Annotated in this window: 14 protein-coding genes, 1 pseudogene and 1 riboswitch; of the genes and pseudogenes, 8 read left to right on the forward strand and 7 right to left on the reverse strand. The window is 68.5% G+C overall.

Translation table 11 applies throughout. The annotated features are described in order from the left end of the window. Window positions 1-5: 5 nt before the first annotated feature. On the reverse strand, window positions 6-1037 hold the full coding sequence (trpS, locus tag AWC19_RS22420) for a tryptophan--tRNA ligase (protein ID WP_085080321.1): 1032 nt from the start codon (window positions 1035-1037) through the stop codon (window positions 6-8). A gap of 138 nt (window positions 1038-1175) precedes the next feature. Here trpS and AWC19_RS22425 point away from each other — a divergent pair, with 138 nt between their 5' ends. Continuing rightward, a complete protein-coding gene (locus tag AWC19_RS22425) occupies window positions 1176-1973 on the forward strand; it encodes an alpha/beta fold hydrolase (RefSeq protein WP_085080322.1) in 798 nt (265 codons plus the stop codon). On the opposite strand, the gene AWC19_RS22430 is transcribed toward AWC19_RS22425, so the two are convergent. Continuing rightward, complete coding sequence (locus AWC19_RS22430) at window positions 1970-3196, reverse strand: NADP-dependent isocitrate dehydrogenase (RefSeq protein ID WP_085080287.1); 1227 nt, start codon at window positions 3194-3196, stop codon at window positions 1970-1972. The genes AWC19_RS22425 and AWC19_RS22430 overlap by 4 nt on opposite strands. A gap of 33 nt (window positions 3197-3229) precedes the next feature. Continuing rightward, on the reverse strand, window positions 3230-5470 hold the full coding sequence (locus AWC19_RS22435) for an NADP-dependent isocitrate dehydrogenase (RefSeq protein ID WP_085080288.1): 2241 nt from the start codon (window positions 5468-5470) through the stop codon (window positions 3230-3232). Window positions 5471-5663: 193 nt separating this feature from the next. Next, window positions 5664-5783: riboswitch (SAM riboswitch) on the forward strand. Between the two features lie 190 nt (window positions 5784-5973). Between AWC19_RS22435 and AWC19_RS22440 the strand changes: the two genes are divergently transcribed. The 3 genes from AWC19_RS22440 to AWC19_RS22450 are packed head-to-tail and all read left to right on the forward strand — an operon-like array spanning window position 5974 to window position 9243. Beyond that, entirely contained in the window at window positions 5974-7335 is a 1362-nt protein-coding gene (locus AWC19_RS22440) for a bifunctional o-acetylhomoserine/o-acetylserine sulfhydrylase (protein ID WP_085080289.1), read from the forward strand. A 10-nt stretch (window positions 7336-7345) separates the two neighbouring features. Further along, window positions 7346-8512, forward strand: coding sequence for a homoserine O-acetyltransferase MetX (gene metX / locus AWC19_RS22445; protein ID WP_085080290.1), 1167 nt, complete (start codon window positions 7346-7348; stop codon window positions 8510-8512). Beyond that, on the forward strand, window positions 8509-9243 hold the full coding sequence (locus AWC19_RS22450; RefSeq protein WP_085080323.1) for a class I SAM-dependent methyltransferase: 735 nt from the start codon (window positions 8509-8511) through the stop codon (window positions 9241-9243). The genes metX and AWC19_RS22450 overlap by 4 nt, the downstream gene beginning before the upstream one ends. A 9-nt stretch (window positions 9244-9252) precedes the next feature. Here the strand turns inward: AWC19_RS22450 and AWC19_RS22455 are convergent. Together AWC19_RS22455 and AWC19_RS22460 are read right to left on the reverse strand one after the other, a co-directional pair. Then, window positions 9253-9591, reverse strand: a pseudogene (locus AWC19_RS22455) (HNH endonuclease signature motif containing protein); the annotation flags it as partial. 78 nt (window positions 9592-9669) lie between these two features. After that, entirely contained in the window at window positions 9670-11142 is a 1473-nt protein-coding gene (locus AWC19_RS22460; protein ID WP_085080291.1) for an FAD-dependent oxidoreductase, read from the reverse strand. A 271-nt stretch (window positions 11143-11413) separates the two neighbouring features. Between AWC19_RS22460 and AWC19_RS22465 the strand changes: the two genes are divergently transcribed. Beyond that, window positions 11414-11905 carry a DUF732 domain-containing protein gene (locus AWC19_RS22465; RefSeq protein WP_085080292.1) on the forward strand — a complete coding sequence of 164 codons (492 nt, stop codon included), beginning with the start codon at window positions 11414-11416 and terminating at the stop codon, window positions 11903-11905. A 48-nt stretch (window positions 11906-11953) separates the two neighbouring features. Here the strand turns inward: AWC19_RS22465 and AWC19_RS22470 are convergent, their stop codons facing one another. Together AWC19_RS22470 and AWC19_RS22475 are read right to left on the reverse strand one after the other, a co-directional pair. Continuing rightward, window positions 11954-12235, reverse strand: coding sequence for a DUF3017 domain-containing protein (locus AWC19_RS22470; RefSeq protein ID WP_085080293.1), 282 nt, complete (start codon window positions 12233-12235; stop codon window positions 11954-11956). After that, the gene (locus AWC19_RS22475; protein ID WP_085080294.1) at window positions 12232-13077 is read right to left on the reverse strand and encodes a bifunctional methylenetetrahydrofolate dehydrogenase/methenyltetrahydrofolate cyclohydrolase; all 846 of its coding nucleotides are present in this window, start codon (window positions 13075-13077) and stop codon (window positions 12232-12234) included. The genes AWC19_RS22470 and AWC19_RS22475 overlap by 4 nt, the downstream gene beginning before the upstream one ends. Window positions 13078-13162: 85 nt before the next feature. Between AWC19_RS22475 and AWC19_RS22480 the strand changes: the two genes are divergently transcribed. From AWC19_RS22480 to AWC19_RS22490, 3 genes are all read left to right on the forward strand, one after another. Beyond that, window positions 13163-14377, forward strand: a complete 1215-nt coding sequence (locus AWC19_RS22480; protein ID WP_085080295.1) for an NADH:flavin oxidoreductase — start codon at window positions 13163-13165, stop codon at window positions 14375-14377. Window positions 14378-14406: 29 nt separating this feature from the next. Beyond that, window positions 14407-16944: an FHA domain-containing protein gene (locus AWC19_RS22485; protein WP_085080296.1), complete on the forward strand. Its 2538-nt coding sequence runs from the start codon at window positions 14407-14409 to the stop codon at window positions 16942-16944. A 19-nt stretch (window positions 16945-16963) separates the two neighbouring features. Further along, window positions 16964-17371 (forward strand): FHA domain-containing protein (locus tag AWC19_RS22490; protein ID WP_142281353.1); only part of this gene is annotated, 408 nt, incomplete at its 3' end.

Raw genomic sequence — 17371 nt, forward strand, 5'->3', positions numbered from 1 at the left:
GAACCCTATTTCGGTTGGGGAAGGAAGCCCAACCGATCGTAAACCCGCCGAAGGGTTTTGCCCGCGACCTCGTCGGCGCGGGCGGCGCCGCCGGCGAGCACCGACTCCAATTCGGTGCGGTCCCCCATCAGTTCGTCGACCCGCGCCTTGATCGGCCGCACGAACTCGACGACGGCCTCGGCGGTGTCCTTCTTCAGGTCTCCATAGCCGCGCCCGGCGTAGCCCTCGACGAGCTTGTCGATCCCGACGCCGGTGACCGCCGACTGGATGCTCAACAGGTTCGACACGCCCGGCTTGGCGTCGGTGTCGTAGCGGATCTCGCGCTCGCTGTCGGTGACCGCGGAGCGAATCTTCTTGGCGGACAACGCCGGGTCGTCGAGCAGGTTGATCAGCCCGGCATCGGAGGCCGCGGACTTGCTCATCTTCGACGTCGGGTCGGCCAGGTCGTAGACCTTGGCGGTGATTCTCGGGATCAGGACGTCGGGCACCACGAAGGTGTCGGGGAAGCGGCTGTTGAATCGCTGCGCGATGTCGCGGGCCAGCTCCAGGTGCTGGCGCTGGTCCTCGCCGACCGGCACCAACTCGGTGTCGTAGGCGAGCACGTCGGCGGCCTGCAGCACCGGGTAGGTGAACAGGCCGACGGTGGCCGAGTCGCTGCCCTGGCGCGCCGACTTGTCCTTGAACTGCGTCATGCGCGACGCCTGGCCGAAGCCGGTGAAGCAGCCCAGCACCCACGCCAGCTGGGTGTGCGCGGGCACGTGGCTCTGCACGAAAACGGTGCTGCGGGCCGGGTCGATGCCCAGCGCCAGGTATTGCGCGGCGGTGATCAGGGTGCGCCGGCGCAGCGCCTCGGGGTCCTGCGGAACGGTGATGGCGTGCAGGTCGACCACGCAGAAGAACGCGTCGTATTCGCCGGGGTGATCGTCCTGCAGCGCGACCCACTGCCTGACCGCGCCCAACGCATTACCCAGGTGAAGCGAGTCGGAGGTGGGTTGCACGCCGGAGAACAGCCGGCGGGATCCGGTAGCGGTGCTCATGATGCCCTGAATCTTTTCACGACGCTCTTTTTCGCGGCGTTCTCCCCGCCGGGCCATTTGCGGTACCGCCGGTACCGCCTTTAGTGTCGGGGTATGACGTCTCGTACGCCGATCCACCTGGGCTCCGGAGAGCCGGTGCTGCTGCTGCATCCGTTCCTGCTGTCGCAGGCGGTGTGGGACGACGTCGCCCGGGGGCTGGCCGATACCGGCCGTTACGAGGTGTTCGCCCCGACGATGGCGGGCCACAACGGCGGCCGGTACGCGGGCACCTGGCTGCTGAGCTCCGCGGTGCTGGCCGACCACATCGAGCGTCAGATGGACGAGCTGGGCTGGAAGACGGCCCACATCGTCGGCAACTCGCTGGGCGGCTGGGTCGCGTTCGAGCTGGAGCGGCGCGGCCGGGCGCGCAGCGTGACCGGGATCGCACCCGCGGGCGGATGGACGCGCTTCAGCCCGGGCAAATTTGTGGTCATCGGGAAATTCATCGCGCTCATGCCGGTGCTGTTGGCGGCCCGATTGCTCGGGCAACGGGCGCTGCGGCTGCCGTTCAGCCGTCAGCTGGCCACCCGGCCGCTGAGCGGATCAACGGACGGCCTGAGCGAGCAGCAACTGTCCGGCGTCGTCGACGATGCCGGACACTGCCCGGCCTATTTCCAGCTGCTGGTCAAGGCGCTGCTGCAGCCCGGGTTGCTGGAGCTGGCCGAGACGGCCGTGCCGACTCACCTGGTGCTGTGCGACAAGGATCGAATCTTCCCGCCGCGCCGGTTCAGCCGGCATTTCACCGACTTTTTGCCCGAGGAAACGAAGGTCACCACGCTCGACGGGGTCGGACACGTCCCGATGCTCGAGGCGGCCGAACGCGTCACCGCGGTGATCACCGGCTTCCTCGACCAGTGCGTCGCGGCCGACCCGGGCCGCGAGCAGCCGACGGGCTAACCGGCGAGCGCCTTTTCCAAATTCTCGGCGATGGAGTTCAGGAACTCCTCGCTGTTCTGCCACTCCTGGTCGGGGCCGATCAGGATGGCGAGGTCCTTGGTCATCTTGCCGCCCTCGACGGTGGCGATGACGACCTCTTCGAGCTTCTTGGCGAACTCGATCACCTCGGGGGTGCCGTCCAGCTTGCCGCGGTGCTGCAACCCGCGGGTCCAAGCGAAGATCGAGGCGATCGGGTTCGTCGACGTCGGCTTGCCGGCCTGGTACTGGCGGAAGTGGCGGGTCACGGTGCCGTGCGCGGCCTCGGCCTCGACCGTCTTGCCGTCGGCCGTCATCAGCACCGACGTCATCAGGCCCAGCGAGCCGTAACCCTGGGCGACGGTGTCGGACTGCACGTCGCCGTCGTAGTTCTTGCAGGCCCACACATAACCGCCCTCCCACTTGAGGCAGGCCGCGACCATGTCGTCGATCAGACGGTGCTCGTAGGTCAGGCCCTCGGCCTCGAACTGCTCCTTGAACTCCTCGTCGTAGACGCGCTGGAACTCGTCTTTGAACATGCCGTCGTAGGCCTTGAGGATGGTGTTCTTGGTCGACAGGTACACCGGCCACTTGGCGTTCAGGCCGTAGGCGAACGAGGCGCGCGCGAAGTCGCGGATCGATTCCTTGAAGTTGTACATCCCCATCACGACGCCGCCGTCTTCGGGGATGGTCACCACCTCGTGCACCATCGGCTCGCTGCCGTCGGCGGGCGTGAACGTCAACGTCACCGTGCCGGCCTGCTCGACCTTGAAGTTCGTCGCCCGGTACTGATCGCCGAAGGCGTGACGGCCGATGACGATGGGCTTGGTCCAGCCCGGAACCAGCCGCGGCACGTTGGAGATCACGATCGGCTCGCGGAAGATGGTGCCGCCCAAGATGTTTCGGATCGTGCCGTTGGGCGACAGCCACATCTTCTTGAGGTTGAACTCCTGGACACGCGCCTCGTCGGGGGTGATGGTCGCGCACTTGACGCCCACGCCGTGCTTCTTGATGGCATACGCCGCGTCGATCGTCACCTGGTCGTCGGTGCGGTCGCGGTGCTCGATGCCGAGGTCGTAGTACTCGAGGTTGATGTCGAGATGCGGCAGGATCAGCATGTCCTTGATGAACTTCCAGATGACACGGGTCATCTCGTCACCGTCGAGCTCTACTACCGGCCCTTTGACCTTGATCTTGCCGTCGGACATGCGGTCAACTCCCTATCTCGCGGCCCCCGAACCTCACGAGCCTAGCGAGGCCGCCAGTGCCTCGTTGAACGTCTTGCTCGGCCGCATCACCGCGGTCGTCTTCTCGGGGTCGGGGTAGTAGTAACCGCCGATGTCGACCGTCTGGCCCTGCGCCTCGGCGAGCTCGGCCACGATGGTGTCCTCGTTCTCGCGCAGCGAATCGGCAAGCGCGGCGAAGTGCTTGCGCAACTCCTCGTCGTCGGATTGATCGGCGAGTTCGGCGGCCCAGTACAGCGCGAGATAGAACTGGCTGCCGCGGTTGTCGAGCTCACCGGTCTTGCGCGACGGGCTCTTGTTCTCCTCCAGCAGCCTGCCGATCGCGGCGTCCAGCGTCTTGCCCAGAATCTTGGCGCGCTCGTGGCCGGTCTTGATGCCGACGTCTTCGAAACACGCGCCCAGGGCCAAAAATTCGCCGAGGGAGTCCCAGCGCAAGTGGTTTTCCTCGACGAGCTGGTGGACGTGCTTGGGCGCCGAACCGCCCGCGCCGGTTTCGTACATGCCGCCGCCGGCCATCAACGGCACGATGGACAGCATCTTGGCGCTGGTGCCCAGCTCGAGGATGGGGAACAGGTCGGTGAGGTAGTCGCGCAGGATGTTTCCGGTCGCGGCGATGGTGTCCTGACCGCGCATCGCGCGCTCGATCGTGTATCTCATGGCCCACACCTGCGGCATGATCTGGATCTTTAGGCCCTCGGTGTCGTGCTCCTTGAGGTACGCCTTGACCTTCTTGCGCAGCTCGACCTCGTGCGGCCGCTCGGTGTCCAGCCAGAACACCACCGTCATGCCGGAGTTGCGCGCCCGGGTGACGGCCAGCTTGACCCAGTCGCGGATCGCCGCGTCGGTGACGATGGGCATGCGCCAGATGTCGCCCTCCTCCACGTTCTGGGTCAGCAGGACTTCCCCGGTGTCGAGGTCGACGATGTTGGCGACGCCGTCCTCGGGGATCTCGAAAGTCTTGTCGTGCGACCCGTATTCCTCGGCCTGCTGGGCCATCAGGCCGACGTTGGGCACGGTGCCCATCGTCGTCGGATCGAACTGGCCGTGGGTCTTGCAGAAGTTGATGATCTCTTGGTAGATCCGGGAGAACGTCGACTCCGGGTTGACCGCCTTGGTGTCCTTCTGCCGCCCGTCAGCGCCCCACATCTTGCCGCCCGCGCGGATCATCGCCGGCATGGACGCGTCCACGATCACGTCGTTGGGCGAGTGGAAGTTGGTGATGCCCTTGGCCGAATCGACCATGGCCAGCTCGGGGCGGTGCTCGTGGCAGGCGTGCAGGTCGCGGATGATCTCCTCGTGCTGCGACGCGGGCAGCGACTCGATCTTGTTGTACAGATCCACCAGTCCGTTGTTGACGTTGACGCCGAGCTCGTCGAAAAGCTCCTGGTGTTTGGCGAAGGCGTCCTTGTAGAAGATCTTCACCGCGTGCCCGAAGACGATCGGGTGGGACACCTTCATCATCGTCGCCTTGACGTGCAGCGAGAACATCACGCCCGTCTCGTAGGCGTCCTGCATCTGCTCCTCGTAGAACTCGACGAGGGCCTTTTTGCTCATGAACATGGAGTCGATCACGTCGCCGTCGCCCAGCTCGACTTTTTCCTTGAGCTCGAGGGTCCGCCCGCTCTTGGTCTCCAACACCATCTTGACGTTGCGCGCACGGTCCAGCGTCATCGACTTCTCGCCGTGGTAGAAGTCGCCGTGCCGCATGGTGGCGACATGGGTGCGCGACGCCGGCGACCACTCCCCCATGCTGTGGGGGTGCTTGCGCGCGTACTCCTTGACGGCCTTCGGCGCCCGCCGGTCCGAGTTGCCCTGTCGCAGCACCGGATTGACCGCGCTACCAAGGCATTTGGAGTACCGCTCGCGAATCTCCTTGTCTTCGTCGGTCTTCGGGCTCTGCGGATAGTCGGGGATCTTGTATCCCTTGCCCTGCAGCTCCTTGACCGCGGCGACCAGCTGGGGCACCGACGCGCTGATGTTCGGCAGCTTGATGATGTTGGTGTCGGCCAGCTGCGTCAGCCGGCCCAGCTCGCTGAGGTTGTCCGGGACCCGCTGCTCTTCGGTGAGGTGGTCGGGGAACTCGGCGAGGATCCGGGCGGCCAGGGAAATGTCGCTGGTCTTGATCTCGATGCCTGCCGGCTCGGCGAAGGCACGCAGGATCGGTAGGAACGCATAGGTGGCCAACAGCGGGGCCTCGTCGGTCAGCGTGTAGATGACGGTCGGCTTTTCGGCGCTCACGGTCCCTCTCCCGGCGTGGAAAATCTTCGGATATCGGTCAGATGTCTGGGGGCTCAGCGTTCTTGCTGCCACGTTATCAAGGGTGTTTGGACAGGTGTCCGCGTGCAGGCGGGCCCGGGCGCTCTACCGGGGCTCGCATCGGGGTTGGCATCGGGGTTGGCATGAAGTCGGCACAATAGATAGTCTTCGTATTGGTCATGAGCGCCAGCGCAAAGCCCCGGCTTGCTGGCCGGCAACCCTCCAACCGCGGTGGGGTGCCCCGGGTGATGACCAGGTTGAGTAGCCCCAACCGGCTATCCGGCAAGCGCGGGTCCGCCATGACGGGCCCCTGAGTAGACAGGGCAACGTGATGTGCATCGAACCAGCTCATTCGCGCCTCATCGTGTTCCGGTGCTAGCCGCCGTCCTGCGGCGGGCGTCGTCGGCGATGGCGTCCCGGACCGCTGCGAACACCCCCTTTGCCTACTTCCGCTCTAGTTCGTCCTCTAGCAGAAAGCACCGCCAGTGACCTCCGAGAACAGCACCGAATCCGATCCGACCGCGCATTGGTCGTTCGAGACCAAGCAGGTTCACGCCGGACAGAGCCCGGATTCGGCCACCAGCGCCCGCGCCCTGCCGATCTACCAGACCACCTCCTACGTCTTCGAAGACACCGCGCACGCCGCCGCGCTGTTCGGGCTCGAGGTGCCGGGCAACATCTACACCCGGATCGGCAACCCCACCACCGACGTCGTCGAACAACGCATCGCCGCGCTCGAGGGCGGCGTGGCCGCGCTGTTCTTGTCGTCCGGGCAGGCCGCTGAGACATTCGCCATATTGAACCTCGCGAGTGCCGGGGATCACATCGTCTCCAGCCCGCGGCTGTACGGCGGCACCTACAACCTCTTCCACTATTCGCTGGCCAAGCTCGGCATCGAGGTCAGCTTCGTCGAGGACCCCGACGACCTCGATTCGTGGCAGGCGGCGGTGCGGCCCAACACCAAGGCCTTCTTCGCCGAGACGATCTCCAACCCCCAGATCGACGTCTTGGACACCCCCGGGGTCTCCGGCGTCGCCCACGCCAACGGCGTGCCGCTGATCGTCGACAACACCATCGCCACGCCGTACCTGATCCAGCCGTTCACCCAGCGCGCCGACATCGTCGTGCACTCGGCCACCAAGTACCTGGGCGGGCACGGGGCCGCGATCGCGGGCGTCATCGTCGACGGCGGCACCTTCGACTGGACGCAGGGCCGCTTCCCCGGGTTCACCACGCCCGACCCGAGCTACCACGGCGTGGTCTTCGCCGAGCTGGGGCCGCCGGCGTACGCGCTCAAGGCGCGCGTGCAGCTGCTGCGCGACCTGGGCTCGGCCGCTTCGCCGTTCAACGCCTTCCTGGTGGCCCAGGGCATCGAGACGCTGAGCCTGCGCATGGAGCGCCACGTCGCCAACGCGCAACGGGTGGCCGAATTTTTGGCCGAACGCCGGGACGACAAGCAAGGGGTGCTGTCGGTCAACTACGCGGGGCTGCCCAGCTCGCCGTGGTACGAGCGGGCAAAGAAGCTGGCGCCCAAGGGAACCGGGGCGGTGCTGGCGTTCGAATTGGCCGGCGGCGTCGAGGCCGGCAAGGCGTTCGTCAACGCGCTCAAGCTGCACAGCCACGTCGCCAACATCGGCGACGTGCGCTCGCTGGTGATCCACCCGGCGTCGACCACGCACGCGCAGCTTTCCCCCGAGGAGCAACTGAGCACCGGGGTCAGCCCGGGGCTGGTCCGGCTGGCCGTCGGCATCGAAGGCATCGACGACATCCTGGCCGACCTGGAGCTCGGCTTGGCCGCCGCGCGCAAGTTCAGCGGCGACGCCGCTGACGTCCCGGCGGCGGTCTAGGGAAGCTGACATGACGATCTCCGACGTTCCGACGCAGACGCTGCCGGCCGAGGGCGAAGTCGGCTTGGTGCACATCGGGTCGCTGACCACCGAGAGCGGCGCGGTGATGGACGACGTCTGCATCGCCGTCCAGCGTTGGGGCGAGCTGTCGCCTACGCGCGACAACGTGGTGGTGGTGCTGCACGCCCTCACCGGCGATTCGCACATCACCGGCCCGGCCGGGCCGGGGCATCCCACGCCGGGCTGGTGGGACGGGGTGGCCGGCCCGGGCGCCCCGATCGACACCGACCGCTGGTGCGCGGTGGCCACCAACGTGCTCGGCGGCTGCCGCGGCTCCACCGGCCCCAGCTCGCTGGCCCGGGACGGGAAGCCTTGGGGCTCAAGGTTTCCCCTGATCACCGTGCGCGACCAGGTGGAGGCCGACGTCGCCGCGCTGGCCGCCCTTGGCATCGACCAGGTGGCCGCCGTCGTCGGCGGATCCATGGGCGGCGCAAGGGCTTTGGAGTGGATCGTCGGTCATCCCGAGCGCGTCCGGGCCGGGCTGCTGCTGGCGGTCGGCGCCCGTGCCACCGGCGACCAGATCGGCACCCAGACCACCCAAATCGCGGCCATCAAGGCCGACCCGAACTGGCAGGGCGGCGACTACCACGGCACCGGGCGCACGCCGGACGCCGGGCTGACGATCGCGCGCCGCTTCGCCCACCTGACCTACCGGGGCGAGGTGGAGCTCGACACCCGCTTCGCCAACGACCGCCAGGGTGGCGAGGACCCCGTCCCCCCGTTCGGCGGCGGCCGCTACGCCGTGCAGAGCTACCTCGAGCACCAGGGCGACAAGCTGTTGTCCCGATTCGACGCCGGCAGCTATGTGATCCTGACCGAGGCGCTCAACAGCCACGACGTCGGCCGCGGCCGCGGCGGGGTCGAGGCGGCGCTGCGCGGCTGCCCGGTGCCGGTGGTGGTCGGTGGCATCACCTCCGACCGGCTGTATCCGCTGCGCCTGCAGCAGGAGCTGGCCGAGCTGCTGCCCGGGTGCGCCGGCCTTCACGTCGTCGAGTCCATCTGCGGGCACGACGGCTTCCTGGTCGAGTCCGAGGCGGTCGGCGAGTTGATCCGCGAGACGCTCGATTTGGCGGGCTCAGCGGGCGGGGAAGGCGCGCGGCGCAGGTGTCCGAGGTGACGCGCACCAAGCACGACCGCTCCTTGTCGTTCGGCGCGGCGACCGCTGCCTACGAGCGCGGCCGCCCCTCCTATCCGCCGGAGGCCATCGACTGGCTGTTGCCGCGCGGCGCGCGCCAAGTGCTCGATTTGGGCGCGGGCACCGGCAAGCTGACCACCCGGCTGGTGGAGCGCGGCCTGGATGTGGTGGCCGTCGACCCCATTCCCGACATGCTCGAGGTGCTGCGCAGCTCGCTGCCTGAGACGCGCGCGCTGCTGGGCACCGCGGAAGAAATTCCGTTGGAGGACAACAGCGTTGACGTCGTGCTGGTCGCGCAGGCATGGCACTGGGTGGATCCCGAGCGCGCGATTCCCGAGGTGGCCCGGGTGCTGCGGCCCGGCGGGCGGCTGGGCCTGGTGTGGAACACCCGCGACGAACGACTCGGCTGGGTGCGCGAGCTGGGCGAAATCATCGGTAGGGACGGGGACCGCGGTCGCTTCGACGTCAAGCTCTCCTCGTCCTTCACCGAACCCGAACGGCATCAGGTCGAGTGGACGAATTACCTTACGCCGCAAGCGTTGATCGATCTGGTGGCCTCGCGGAGCTACTGCATCACCTCGCCGACCGAGGTGCGCACCCGAACGCTGGATCGGGTGCGCGAGTTGCTGGCCACCCATCCGGCGCTGGCGAATTCGACCGGCCTGGCGCTGCCCTATGTCACCGTATGCATCCGGGCGGCGCTGGCGCAGTAGTGCGGGTCGCTACGGGTCGTCGTCTTTGTGGTGGAGGAGTTTTTCGGGGTGCCAGTAGGTGTTGGCGCGGGGTTGGCCGTGGTCGAGGTGTGGGGGTGGGATCCATTCGGTGTCGCCGTTGGGGTTTTTGCGGGTGGTCCGGCCGTTGGGTTTGAGGATGTGGTGTTGGGCGCCGCAGGCGAAGGTGGGGTTGTTGATGTCGGTGTGGCCGCGTTGGGCGTAGTCGGTGACGTGGTGGACTTGGCTGCAGTGGCCGGGCACGGTGCAGCCGGGTGCAGTGCAGCCGCGGTCTTTGGCGTACAAGACGATTCGTTGGGCGGGGGAGGCCAGCCGTTTGGTGTGATACAGCGGCACCCCCACCGACAAAACCGCCGCCAAGGATTCACAGAAACAAAAGTGACGCAAGGGATTCCACGGCGGTGCGCCTCAGAAGTTGAGCCCGGAGAACATGACCCGGTTGGGGTCGTATTTTTGCCGCACGGTGGTCAGCTGCGCGAGGTTGGAACCGAAGTAACGCGACGCCGACGTGTTGGGCTCAAGATAGTTCACGTAGCCGCCGACCGAAAACTGTTGCACCGCTTGGTGTGCCGCGCTCACCCACTGCGTCGCGGCGGCCACCTCATTGCTCGCCGGCTCCACATACCACTGCAACACCGCCGACTGCTGGCGCCACGGGAACGCGCTGTCGCCCGCGCCGATGTCCCCCACCGCACCGCCCAACGGCTCGACGAGCACCGATGCCTGCCCGGCGGTCGACGGCCATTCCCCGATGGCCGTCGCAATCCCATGCGCCGCAGCGGCGTTGACGGTCGAGATCACATCGGACCCGGCCACGAATCCGCGCGGCGACGGCGTCGAGCTGCCACCGGCCAAATACATCACCAGGTCCATCCGGCCGAACGTCTTGGCCTGAACGGCGCTGGGCGCCACGCCAACCGCGGACTTGATAGCGTCCGTCATCGCCGTGCCGGCGCCCGCCGGAGCGGTGGCCAACACGTGGCAGTTCGGCTGGCTCCCCCCGAAGGACAGGTCCACCAGGCCCCACTGGTTGCGGTCCGCGGCGTTCAGCCACGACTGCCAGCCGACGAGCACCTGCACCGCCGAGGACGGCGGGAAGTCGAGCCGGACTAGGTCGGTGTCGCCGATTGCGAACGTGGAGAACGTCATCGACGTTGTCACCCCGAAGTTGCCGCCGCCACCGCCGCGCAGCGCCCAGAACAGATCCGGATGATCATTGGCCGACGCGGTGACCACCTCGCCGCTGGGCAACACCACCGTGGCCGACTGCAGCGCGTCGCACGTCAGCCCGGCGTGGCGGGAGTCGGCCCCCAAGCCGCCGCCGAGCGCCAGGCCCGCGATGCCGACCGTCGGGCAGCTCCCCGCGGGGACGCCCCGCCCGGCGCTCGCCAGCGCCTGGTGCACCGCGTACAGCGTGCTCGCCGGCGTGACCGTGACGTTGCCCGCGCCGTCGACGGTGGCGCCGCCCGGCATCCGGCGCAGATCCAGCACCATCACCCCGTTGGCGCTCGATGCCCCGATGTACGAATGCCCGCCGCCGCGCGGGGCGACCTTGAGCTGGTTGGCGGCGGCGAAGGACAGCGCCTTCTGCACGTCCGACTGCGAGGACGCGGTAACCACCGCCACCGGATTGGAATTGTTGTAGAACGAGTTGAAAACCTGCTTCTCGCTTACGAATTGGGCACCGCTGGACGGAAGCAGCACGCTACCGCCGATCGACGACGCCAGCCCGGCCCAGCCGCTTCCGGCGTCGGCCCCCGCGCGGGTTGTCCCGAAAACCGCTCCCGCCGCTAGCATTCCGGCGGCGCCGCGAAGAAACGCCTGGCGCGAAATCCCCCTCTGCCCGCAAAGCTCCATCGGACGGCTGTGATTCGTCGTCATGGGCCGGATTCTTAACCATCCGGCACCCAAAAGCGCGGCCTCGCCGCGAGTGTCAGATCACAGTGTGGCCTCGATCGGTTGGCGATCGCGCGGGCAAGCCGTGGCCGAACCGGGTTGCCCAATAACCGACACCCGGGCCGCGGCGGTCTTACGAAACGCTTATTGCGCAAACCTTAATCGCACCGTGTTGTAAACGTGACAGTTATGGATCAGAGTTCTTAGCGTGATTCGAGTGCCAAAAGTGCACTCCTCGACAGAAGGGGCGGCTGGCATGAAGACACTCGCACGCACACACGGTTGGCATTGGTCGTTTCGCCAGCAGCCGCTGACCATCCGCCTGCTCGCGGCGGCCGCCGGGCTGCTGACCGTGGCCGCCGCCTTCGCGGCGCCGGCCGAGGCCGACCCCGCGGACGACAATTTCATCGACGCGCTCAACCACGCCGGCATCGACTTCGGCGAACCGGGCAACGCGATGTCGGTGGGTCAGTCCATCTGCCCGATGCTCGCCCAGCCGGGCGGTAACTTCGCCGCCGCCGCGGCGAGCGTCGCCCACCGCGGCTTGTCCCCGCAGATGGCCCAGATGTTCACCACCATCGCGATCCAGATGTACTGCCCGCAGGAGATGGCGAACATAGCCAGCGGCAACCCCACCGCCGGTCTGCCCCAAATCCCGGGAATGCCTGGCGTCAACGGGCTCCCGGGAACGTACGGGCTCCCGGGGACGTCGGGGCTCCCGGGAATGGGCGGGATACCGGGGATTTAGTCCAATGGTGGCGACCCGCGCCCCGCTACGCCGCGCTTGCGATCGCCACTAGCGCGTCCCCAGCGGGTCGATGGTCCACGCGATGTAGACCATCGCCGCGGCAACCGTCGCGGTGGTCACGAAGTCGATGCCCTTGGCGCGGACCACCAGCAGCCCGGCCCGCTCGTCCGATAACACCAACCGCAGCACCGCCGCCACGCCGACGCCGATCCCGATCAGCAGGGCACCGCGGCGCCAGAAGTTGGCCCCCGCCAGCACAAAGGCCGCCGCAAACGTCAACCCCACCAACAGGATTGGCCACTGCGCCCGGATCGCGGCACCCATCGTCATTGCCGCTCGGCCAGTTCCACGACGTTGGTCAGCAGGAAGGCGCGGGTGAGGGGGCCGACGCCGCCGGGATTCGGCGACACGTGCCCGGCCACCTCCCACACGCCGGGATGCACGTCGCCGACGAGCCCGTCCGGGGTGCGGCTGACGCCCACGTCGACGACGGCGGCGCCGGGACGCACCATGTCGGCGGTCAGCATGTGTGGGACGCCGACGGCGGCCACGATGATGTCGGCCTGCCTGGTGAAGGACGCGAGGTCGCGGGTTGCGGTGTGGCACAAGGTGACCGTGGCGTTCTCGGAGCGCCGGGTCATCAGCAGCCCCAACGGGCGGCCCACCGTCACACCGCGGCCGATGATTACGGCGTGCGCGCCGGCGATCTCGACGTCGTAGCGGCGCAGCAGGTGCACGATGCCGCGCGCGGTGCACGGCAGCGGCGCCGGGTTGGACAGCACCAGCCGGCCCAGGTTGGTGGGGTGCAGCCCGTCGGCGTCCTTGGCCGGGTCGATGCGCTCCAGCGCCGCGTTCTCATCCAGGTGCTTGGGTAGCGGCAACTGCACGATGTAACCGGTGCACTCCGGGTTGGCGTTCAGCTCGTCGATGGTGGCGTGCAGCTCTTCGGTGCCGATGTCGGCGGGCAGGTCGCGGCGGATCGAGGTGATGCCCACCTTGGCGCAGTCGGCGTGCTTGCCGCGGACGTAGGCCTGCGACCCGGGGTCGTCGCCGACCAGGATGGTGCCCAGCCCGGGTGTGCGGCCGGCGGCCGTCAAGGCGGCCACCCTTTCTTTGAGGTCGACGAAGATCTCGTCCCGGGTGGCCTTGCCGTCCAGCGTGATTGCGCCCACGGCTGACAGTCTGGCAGAGATCGATGATGGTGACCCACCGCGCCCGGCTTGGCCGCCCGCTCGCGATCACCATTAGGCTCCCGATATGTCCAGCCCTCCCGACGTGCTCAGCCCGGCCAAGCTGGGGCCGATCACGCTGCGCAACCGGACGATCAAGTCGGCGACGTTCGAGGCGCGTACGCCCGATGCGCTGGTGACCGACGACCTGATCGAGTACCACCGGCTCCCCGCCGCCGGCGGCGTCGGCATGACCACCGTCGCCTACTGCGCGGTGTCCCCCGGCGGCCGCACCGAGGGCAACGGGATCTGGATGCGCCCGGAGGCGGTGCCGGGGTTCCGCCGGCTGACCGACGCCATCCACGCCGAGGGCGCGAAGGTCAGCGCCCAGATCGGGCACGCGGGCCCGGTGGCCAACGCCCGCTCCAACAAGGCCACCGCGCTGGCACCGGTCCGGTTCTTCAACCCGATCGGCATGCGGTTCGCCAAGAAGGCCACCCGCGACGACATCGACGACGTGCTGGCCGCGCACGCGAACGCCGCACGGCTGGCCATCGAAGCCGGCTTCGACGCGGTCGAAATTCACTTGGGCCACAACTATTTGGCCAGCGCCTTCCTCTCGCCGCTGATCAACCGGCGCGACGACGAGTTCGGCGGGTCGCTGCAAAACCGCGCCAAGGTGGCCCGCGGGCTGGTGATGGCCGTTCGGCGCGCCGTCGACAAAGAAGGGGCGCCCATCGCGGTCACCGCCAAGCTCAACATGGCCGACGGCGTCCGCGGCGGCATCAGCACCGAGGAATCGCTGACCACCGCCAAATGGCTGCAGGACGACGGCGGCCTGGACGCGATCGAACTGACCGCCGGCAGTTCGCTGGTCAACCCGATGTATCTGTTCCGCGGCGACGCGCCGGTCAAGGAGTTCGCCGGCGCCTTCTCCCCGCCGCTGCGCTGGGGCATCCGCATGACGGGCAAGAAGTTCATGCGCGAGTACCCCTACCGGGAGGCCTACCTGCTGCGCGACGCCAAGCTGTTTCGCGCCGAGCTGACGATGCCGCTGATCCTGCTGGGCGGCATCACCAACCGGGAAACGATGGATTTGGCCATGGCGGAGGGATTCGAGTTCGTCGCGATGGGCCGGGCCCTGCTGGCCGAGCCGGACCTGATCAACCGCATCGCCGCCGACGGCGCGCGGCACAGCGTGCGTTCGGCCTGCACCCACTGCAACCGGTGCATGGCGACCATCTACAGCCGCACTCGGTGCGTGGTGACGGGGGCGCCGGACGCGATCCACGCCACCGGGTGACGGCGGCGCTACAAGCTACAGTTGTGCCAATGAGTGCACCAGCCCCACCGGCGTTGACCGTTCGTAGTGACGGGTCGGAACGCACCTTCGCAGCGGGTCACGACGTGGTCGTCGGCCGCGATCTCCGGGCCGACATGCGCATCACGCACCCGCTGATCTCGCGCGCCCACCTGTTGCTGCGCTACGACCAGGGCCGGTGGCTGGCGATCGACAACGGCTCGCTCAACGGCACTTTCGTCAACGGGCGCCGGGTGCCGGTGGTCGAGATCCACGACGGCCAGAGAGTCAACATCGGAAACCCCGACGGCCCGCAGCTGACCTTCGAGGTGGGCCGCCACCAGGGGCTGGCCGGGCGGCCGCCGCGCACCGAGTCGATGGGCATCCCGGCGGTGGCCCACTCCGGCACGGCGTGGCCGGCCTCGCAGGCGCCGGGGCAACCCGTGTACCCGACCAGCGGGGGCGGCCGGCCCCCGGCGTATCCGCCCAGCGCGCCGCCACCGCCTAACTTCCAGGCACCACCGCAGATGGCGGCCTCGCCGGCGGCGCCAGAGACCCAGATGTCGCCCAGCTCGGCCAAGCCACCCGAGGTCGCCAACCTGGCGACGAAGATGTTCCAGGCGCTGCGGTCGTCGCGGTCCGGGGCCATCCCCAAGCCGGCCGAGGCGCAAACGATCGGCCGGGCCACCGACAACGACATCGTCATCCAGGACGTGCTGGCGTCACGCCACCACGCGTTTTTGACGCAGACGCCGCTGGGCACCGAGATCCGGGACGCGCACAGCGTCAACGGGACGTTCGTCAACGGCGTGCGGGTCGGCTCGGCGGTGCTGACCGCCGGCGACGTGGTCACGATCGGCAACGTCGACCTCGTCTTCAACGGCGAGACCCTGGTGCGCCGCACGGAGGCGGCGACGCGCACCGGCGGGCTGGAGGTCAACTCGGTCTGCTTCGACGTCGACGGCAAGCGGCTGCTCAACAACATCTCGCTGACCGCCCGCCCCGGGACGCTGACCGCCATCATCGGCGGATCCGGCGCCGGCAAGACCACGCTGTCGCGGGTGGTCGCCGGCTACACCAGCCCCAGCTCCGGCTCGGTCACCTTCGAGGGCCACAACATCCACACCGAGTACGCCTCGCTGCGCAGCAGGATCGGCATGGTGCCCCAGGACGACGTCGTGCACCGGCAGCTGACCGTGAACCAGGCGCTGGGTTACGCCGCCGAGCTGCGGCTGCCGCCCGACACCAGCAAGGCCGACCGCGAGCAGGTCGTCGCGCAGGTGCTCGAGGAACTCGAGCTCACCAAGCACGCCGACACCCGCGTCGACAAGCTCTCCGGCGGGCAGCGCAAGCGCGCCTCGGTCGCGCTCGAGCTGCTGACCGGGCCGTCGCTGCTGATCCTCGACGAGCCGACCACCGGCCTGGACCCGGCGCTGGACCGGCAGGTGATGATGATGCTGCGCCAGCTGGCCGACGCCGGCCGCGTGGTGCTGATCGTCACGCACTCGGTGTCCTACCTCGACGTGTGCGACCAGCTGCTGCTGGTGGCCCCGGGCGGCAAGACGGCGTTTCTGGGGCCGCCCAGCCAGATCGGTGCGGCGATGGGCACCACCAACTGGGCCGACATCTTCGCCAAGGTGGGCGCCGACCCCGACGAGGCCAACCGTCGCTTTCTGGCCGAGCACCGGCCGCCGCCGGCCCCCTCCGAACACAGCCCCGCCGCCGACCTCGGCGAACCGACCCACACCGACGTGCGGCGCCAGTTCTGGACGGTCGCCCGCCGCCAGGTCCGCCTCGTGGTGTCCGACCGCGGGTACACGGTGTTCCTGGCGCTGTTGCCGTTCCTCATCGGTGTGCTGACCCTGACCGTCCGCGGCAAGAGCGGGTACGGCATGTCGGATCCGTTGGGCAACAACCCCGCCCAGCCCGACCAGATCCTGGTCATGCTCAACGTCGGGGCGGTGTTCATGGGGACCGCGCTGACCATCCGCGACCTCGTCGGCGAGCGCCCCATCTTCCGCCGCGAACAGGCGGTCGGCCTGTCCACGGCCGCCTACATCGCCGCCAAGATCGTGGTGTTCTCCGCGTTCGCGATCGTCCAGGCGGCGATCGCCACCATCATCTCGGTGATCGGCTGGGGCAAGCCGCTTTCCGGGCCCGTGCTGCTGGGCGACGTCCGATTGGAGCTGTTCGTCACGGTCGCCGCGACGTGCGTGGCGTCGGCGCTGCTCGGCATGGCGCTGTCGGCGCTGGCCCAATCGCAGGACCAGATCATGCCGATGCTGGTGGTGTCGATCATGAGCCAGCTGGTGTTTTCCGGCGGCATGATCTGGGTGACCGACCGGATCCTGCTCGACCAACTGTCGTGGCTCACGCCCGCCCGGTGGGGCTTCGCGGCGTCGGCGTCGACGATCGACACCCACCGGCTGATCCCCGGCCCGACCGACCCGAAGGATCAGCACTGGGACCACAAGGCCAGCGCGTGGCTGTTCGACATGGCCATGCTCGGGGTGCTGTGCGTGGCCTACACCGCCATCGTCTGGTGGAAGATCCGCCTCAAGCGCCGCTGAACCGCCCGTGAATCGGCCCGTGCTGACGGTTCGCTCCGGCCGGTCGACGGCCAACTTCGCGCCGGGCCGCGACGTCGTCGTCGGCAGCGACCTGCGTGCCGACCTGCGGGTGGCGCACCCGCTGATCGCCCGCGCCCATCTGCTGCTGCGCTTCGAGGGCGGCCGGTGGGTCGCGGTCGACAACAACTCGATGAACGGCGTGTTCGTCGACGGCCGGCGGGTGGCGGCCCTCGACATCGACGACGGCCGGAGCCTCAACATCGGCAAGCCCGACGGGCCCCGGATCACCTTTCACGTCGGACAGCACCGCGGCGCGGTCGGCCTGCTGCCGCCCACGGACTCGGTCCCGACGATCGTGCCGCCCACCGGCCCGGTGCCGGTGCCCGAACAGCCCGCACCCCCGGGGCCCGCCGGACCGGCGCGGGCA

The organism is Mycobacterium palustre (assembly GCF_002101785.1).
Lineage (GTDB): Bacteria > Actinomycetota > Actinomycetes > Mycobacteriales > Mycobacteriaceae > Mycobacterium > Mycobacterium palustre.

Excerpts from the sequence above, each read along its gene's own strand:
- AWC19_RS22480 (WP_085080295.1), top strand. The coding sequence starts at position 13,163 with ATGTCCAGCCCTCCCGACGTGCTCAGCCCGGCCAAGCTGGGGCCGATC.
- metX (WP_085080290.1), top strand. The coding sequence starts at position 7,346 with ATGACGATCTCCGACGTTCCGACGCAGACGCTGCCGGCCGAGGGCGAA.
- AWC19_RS22465 (WP_085080292.1), top strand. The coding sequence starts at position 11,414 with ATGAAGACACTCGCACGCACACACGGTTGGCATTGGTCGTTTCGCCAG.
- trpS (WP_085080321.1), bottom strand. The coding sequence starts at position 1,037 with ATGAGCACCGCTACCGGATCCCGCCGGCTGTTCTCCGGCGTGCAACCC.
- AWC19_RS22485 (WP_085080296.1), top strand. The coding sequence starts at position 14,407 with ATGAGTGCACCAGCCCCACCGGCGTTGACCGTTCGTAGTGACGGGTCG.
- AWC19_RS22470 (WP_085080293.1), bottom strand. The coding sequence starts at position 12,235 with ATGACGATGGGTGCCGCGATCCGGGCGCAGTGGCCAATCCTGTTGGTG.
- AWC19_RS22430 (WP_085080287.1), bottom strand. The coding sequence starts at position 3,196 with ATGTCCGACGGCAAGATCAAGGTCAAAGGGCCGGTAGTAGAGCTCGAC.
- AWC19_RS22460 (WP_085080291.1), bottom strand. The coding sequence starts at position 11,142 with ATGACGACGAATCACAGCCGTCCGATGGAGCTTTGCGGGCAGAGGGGG.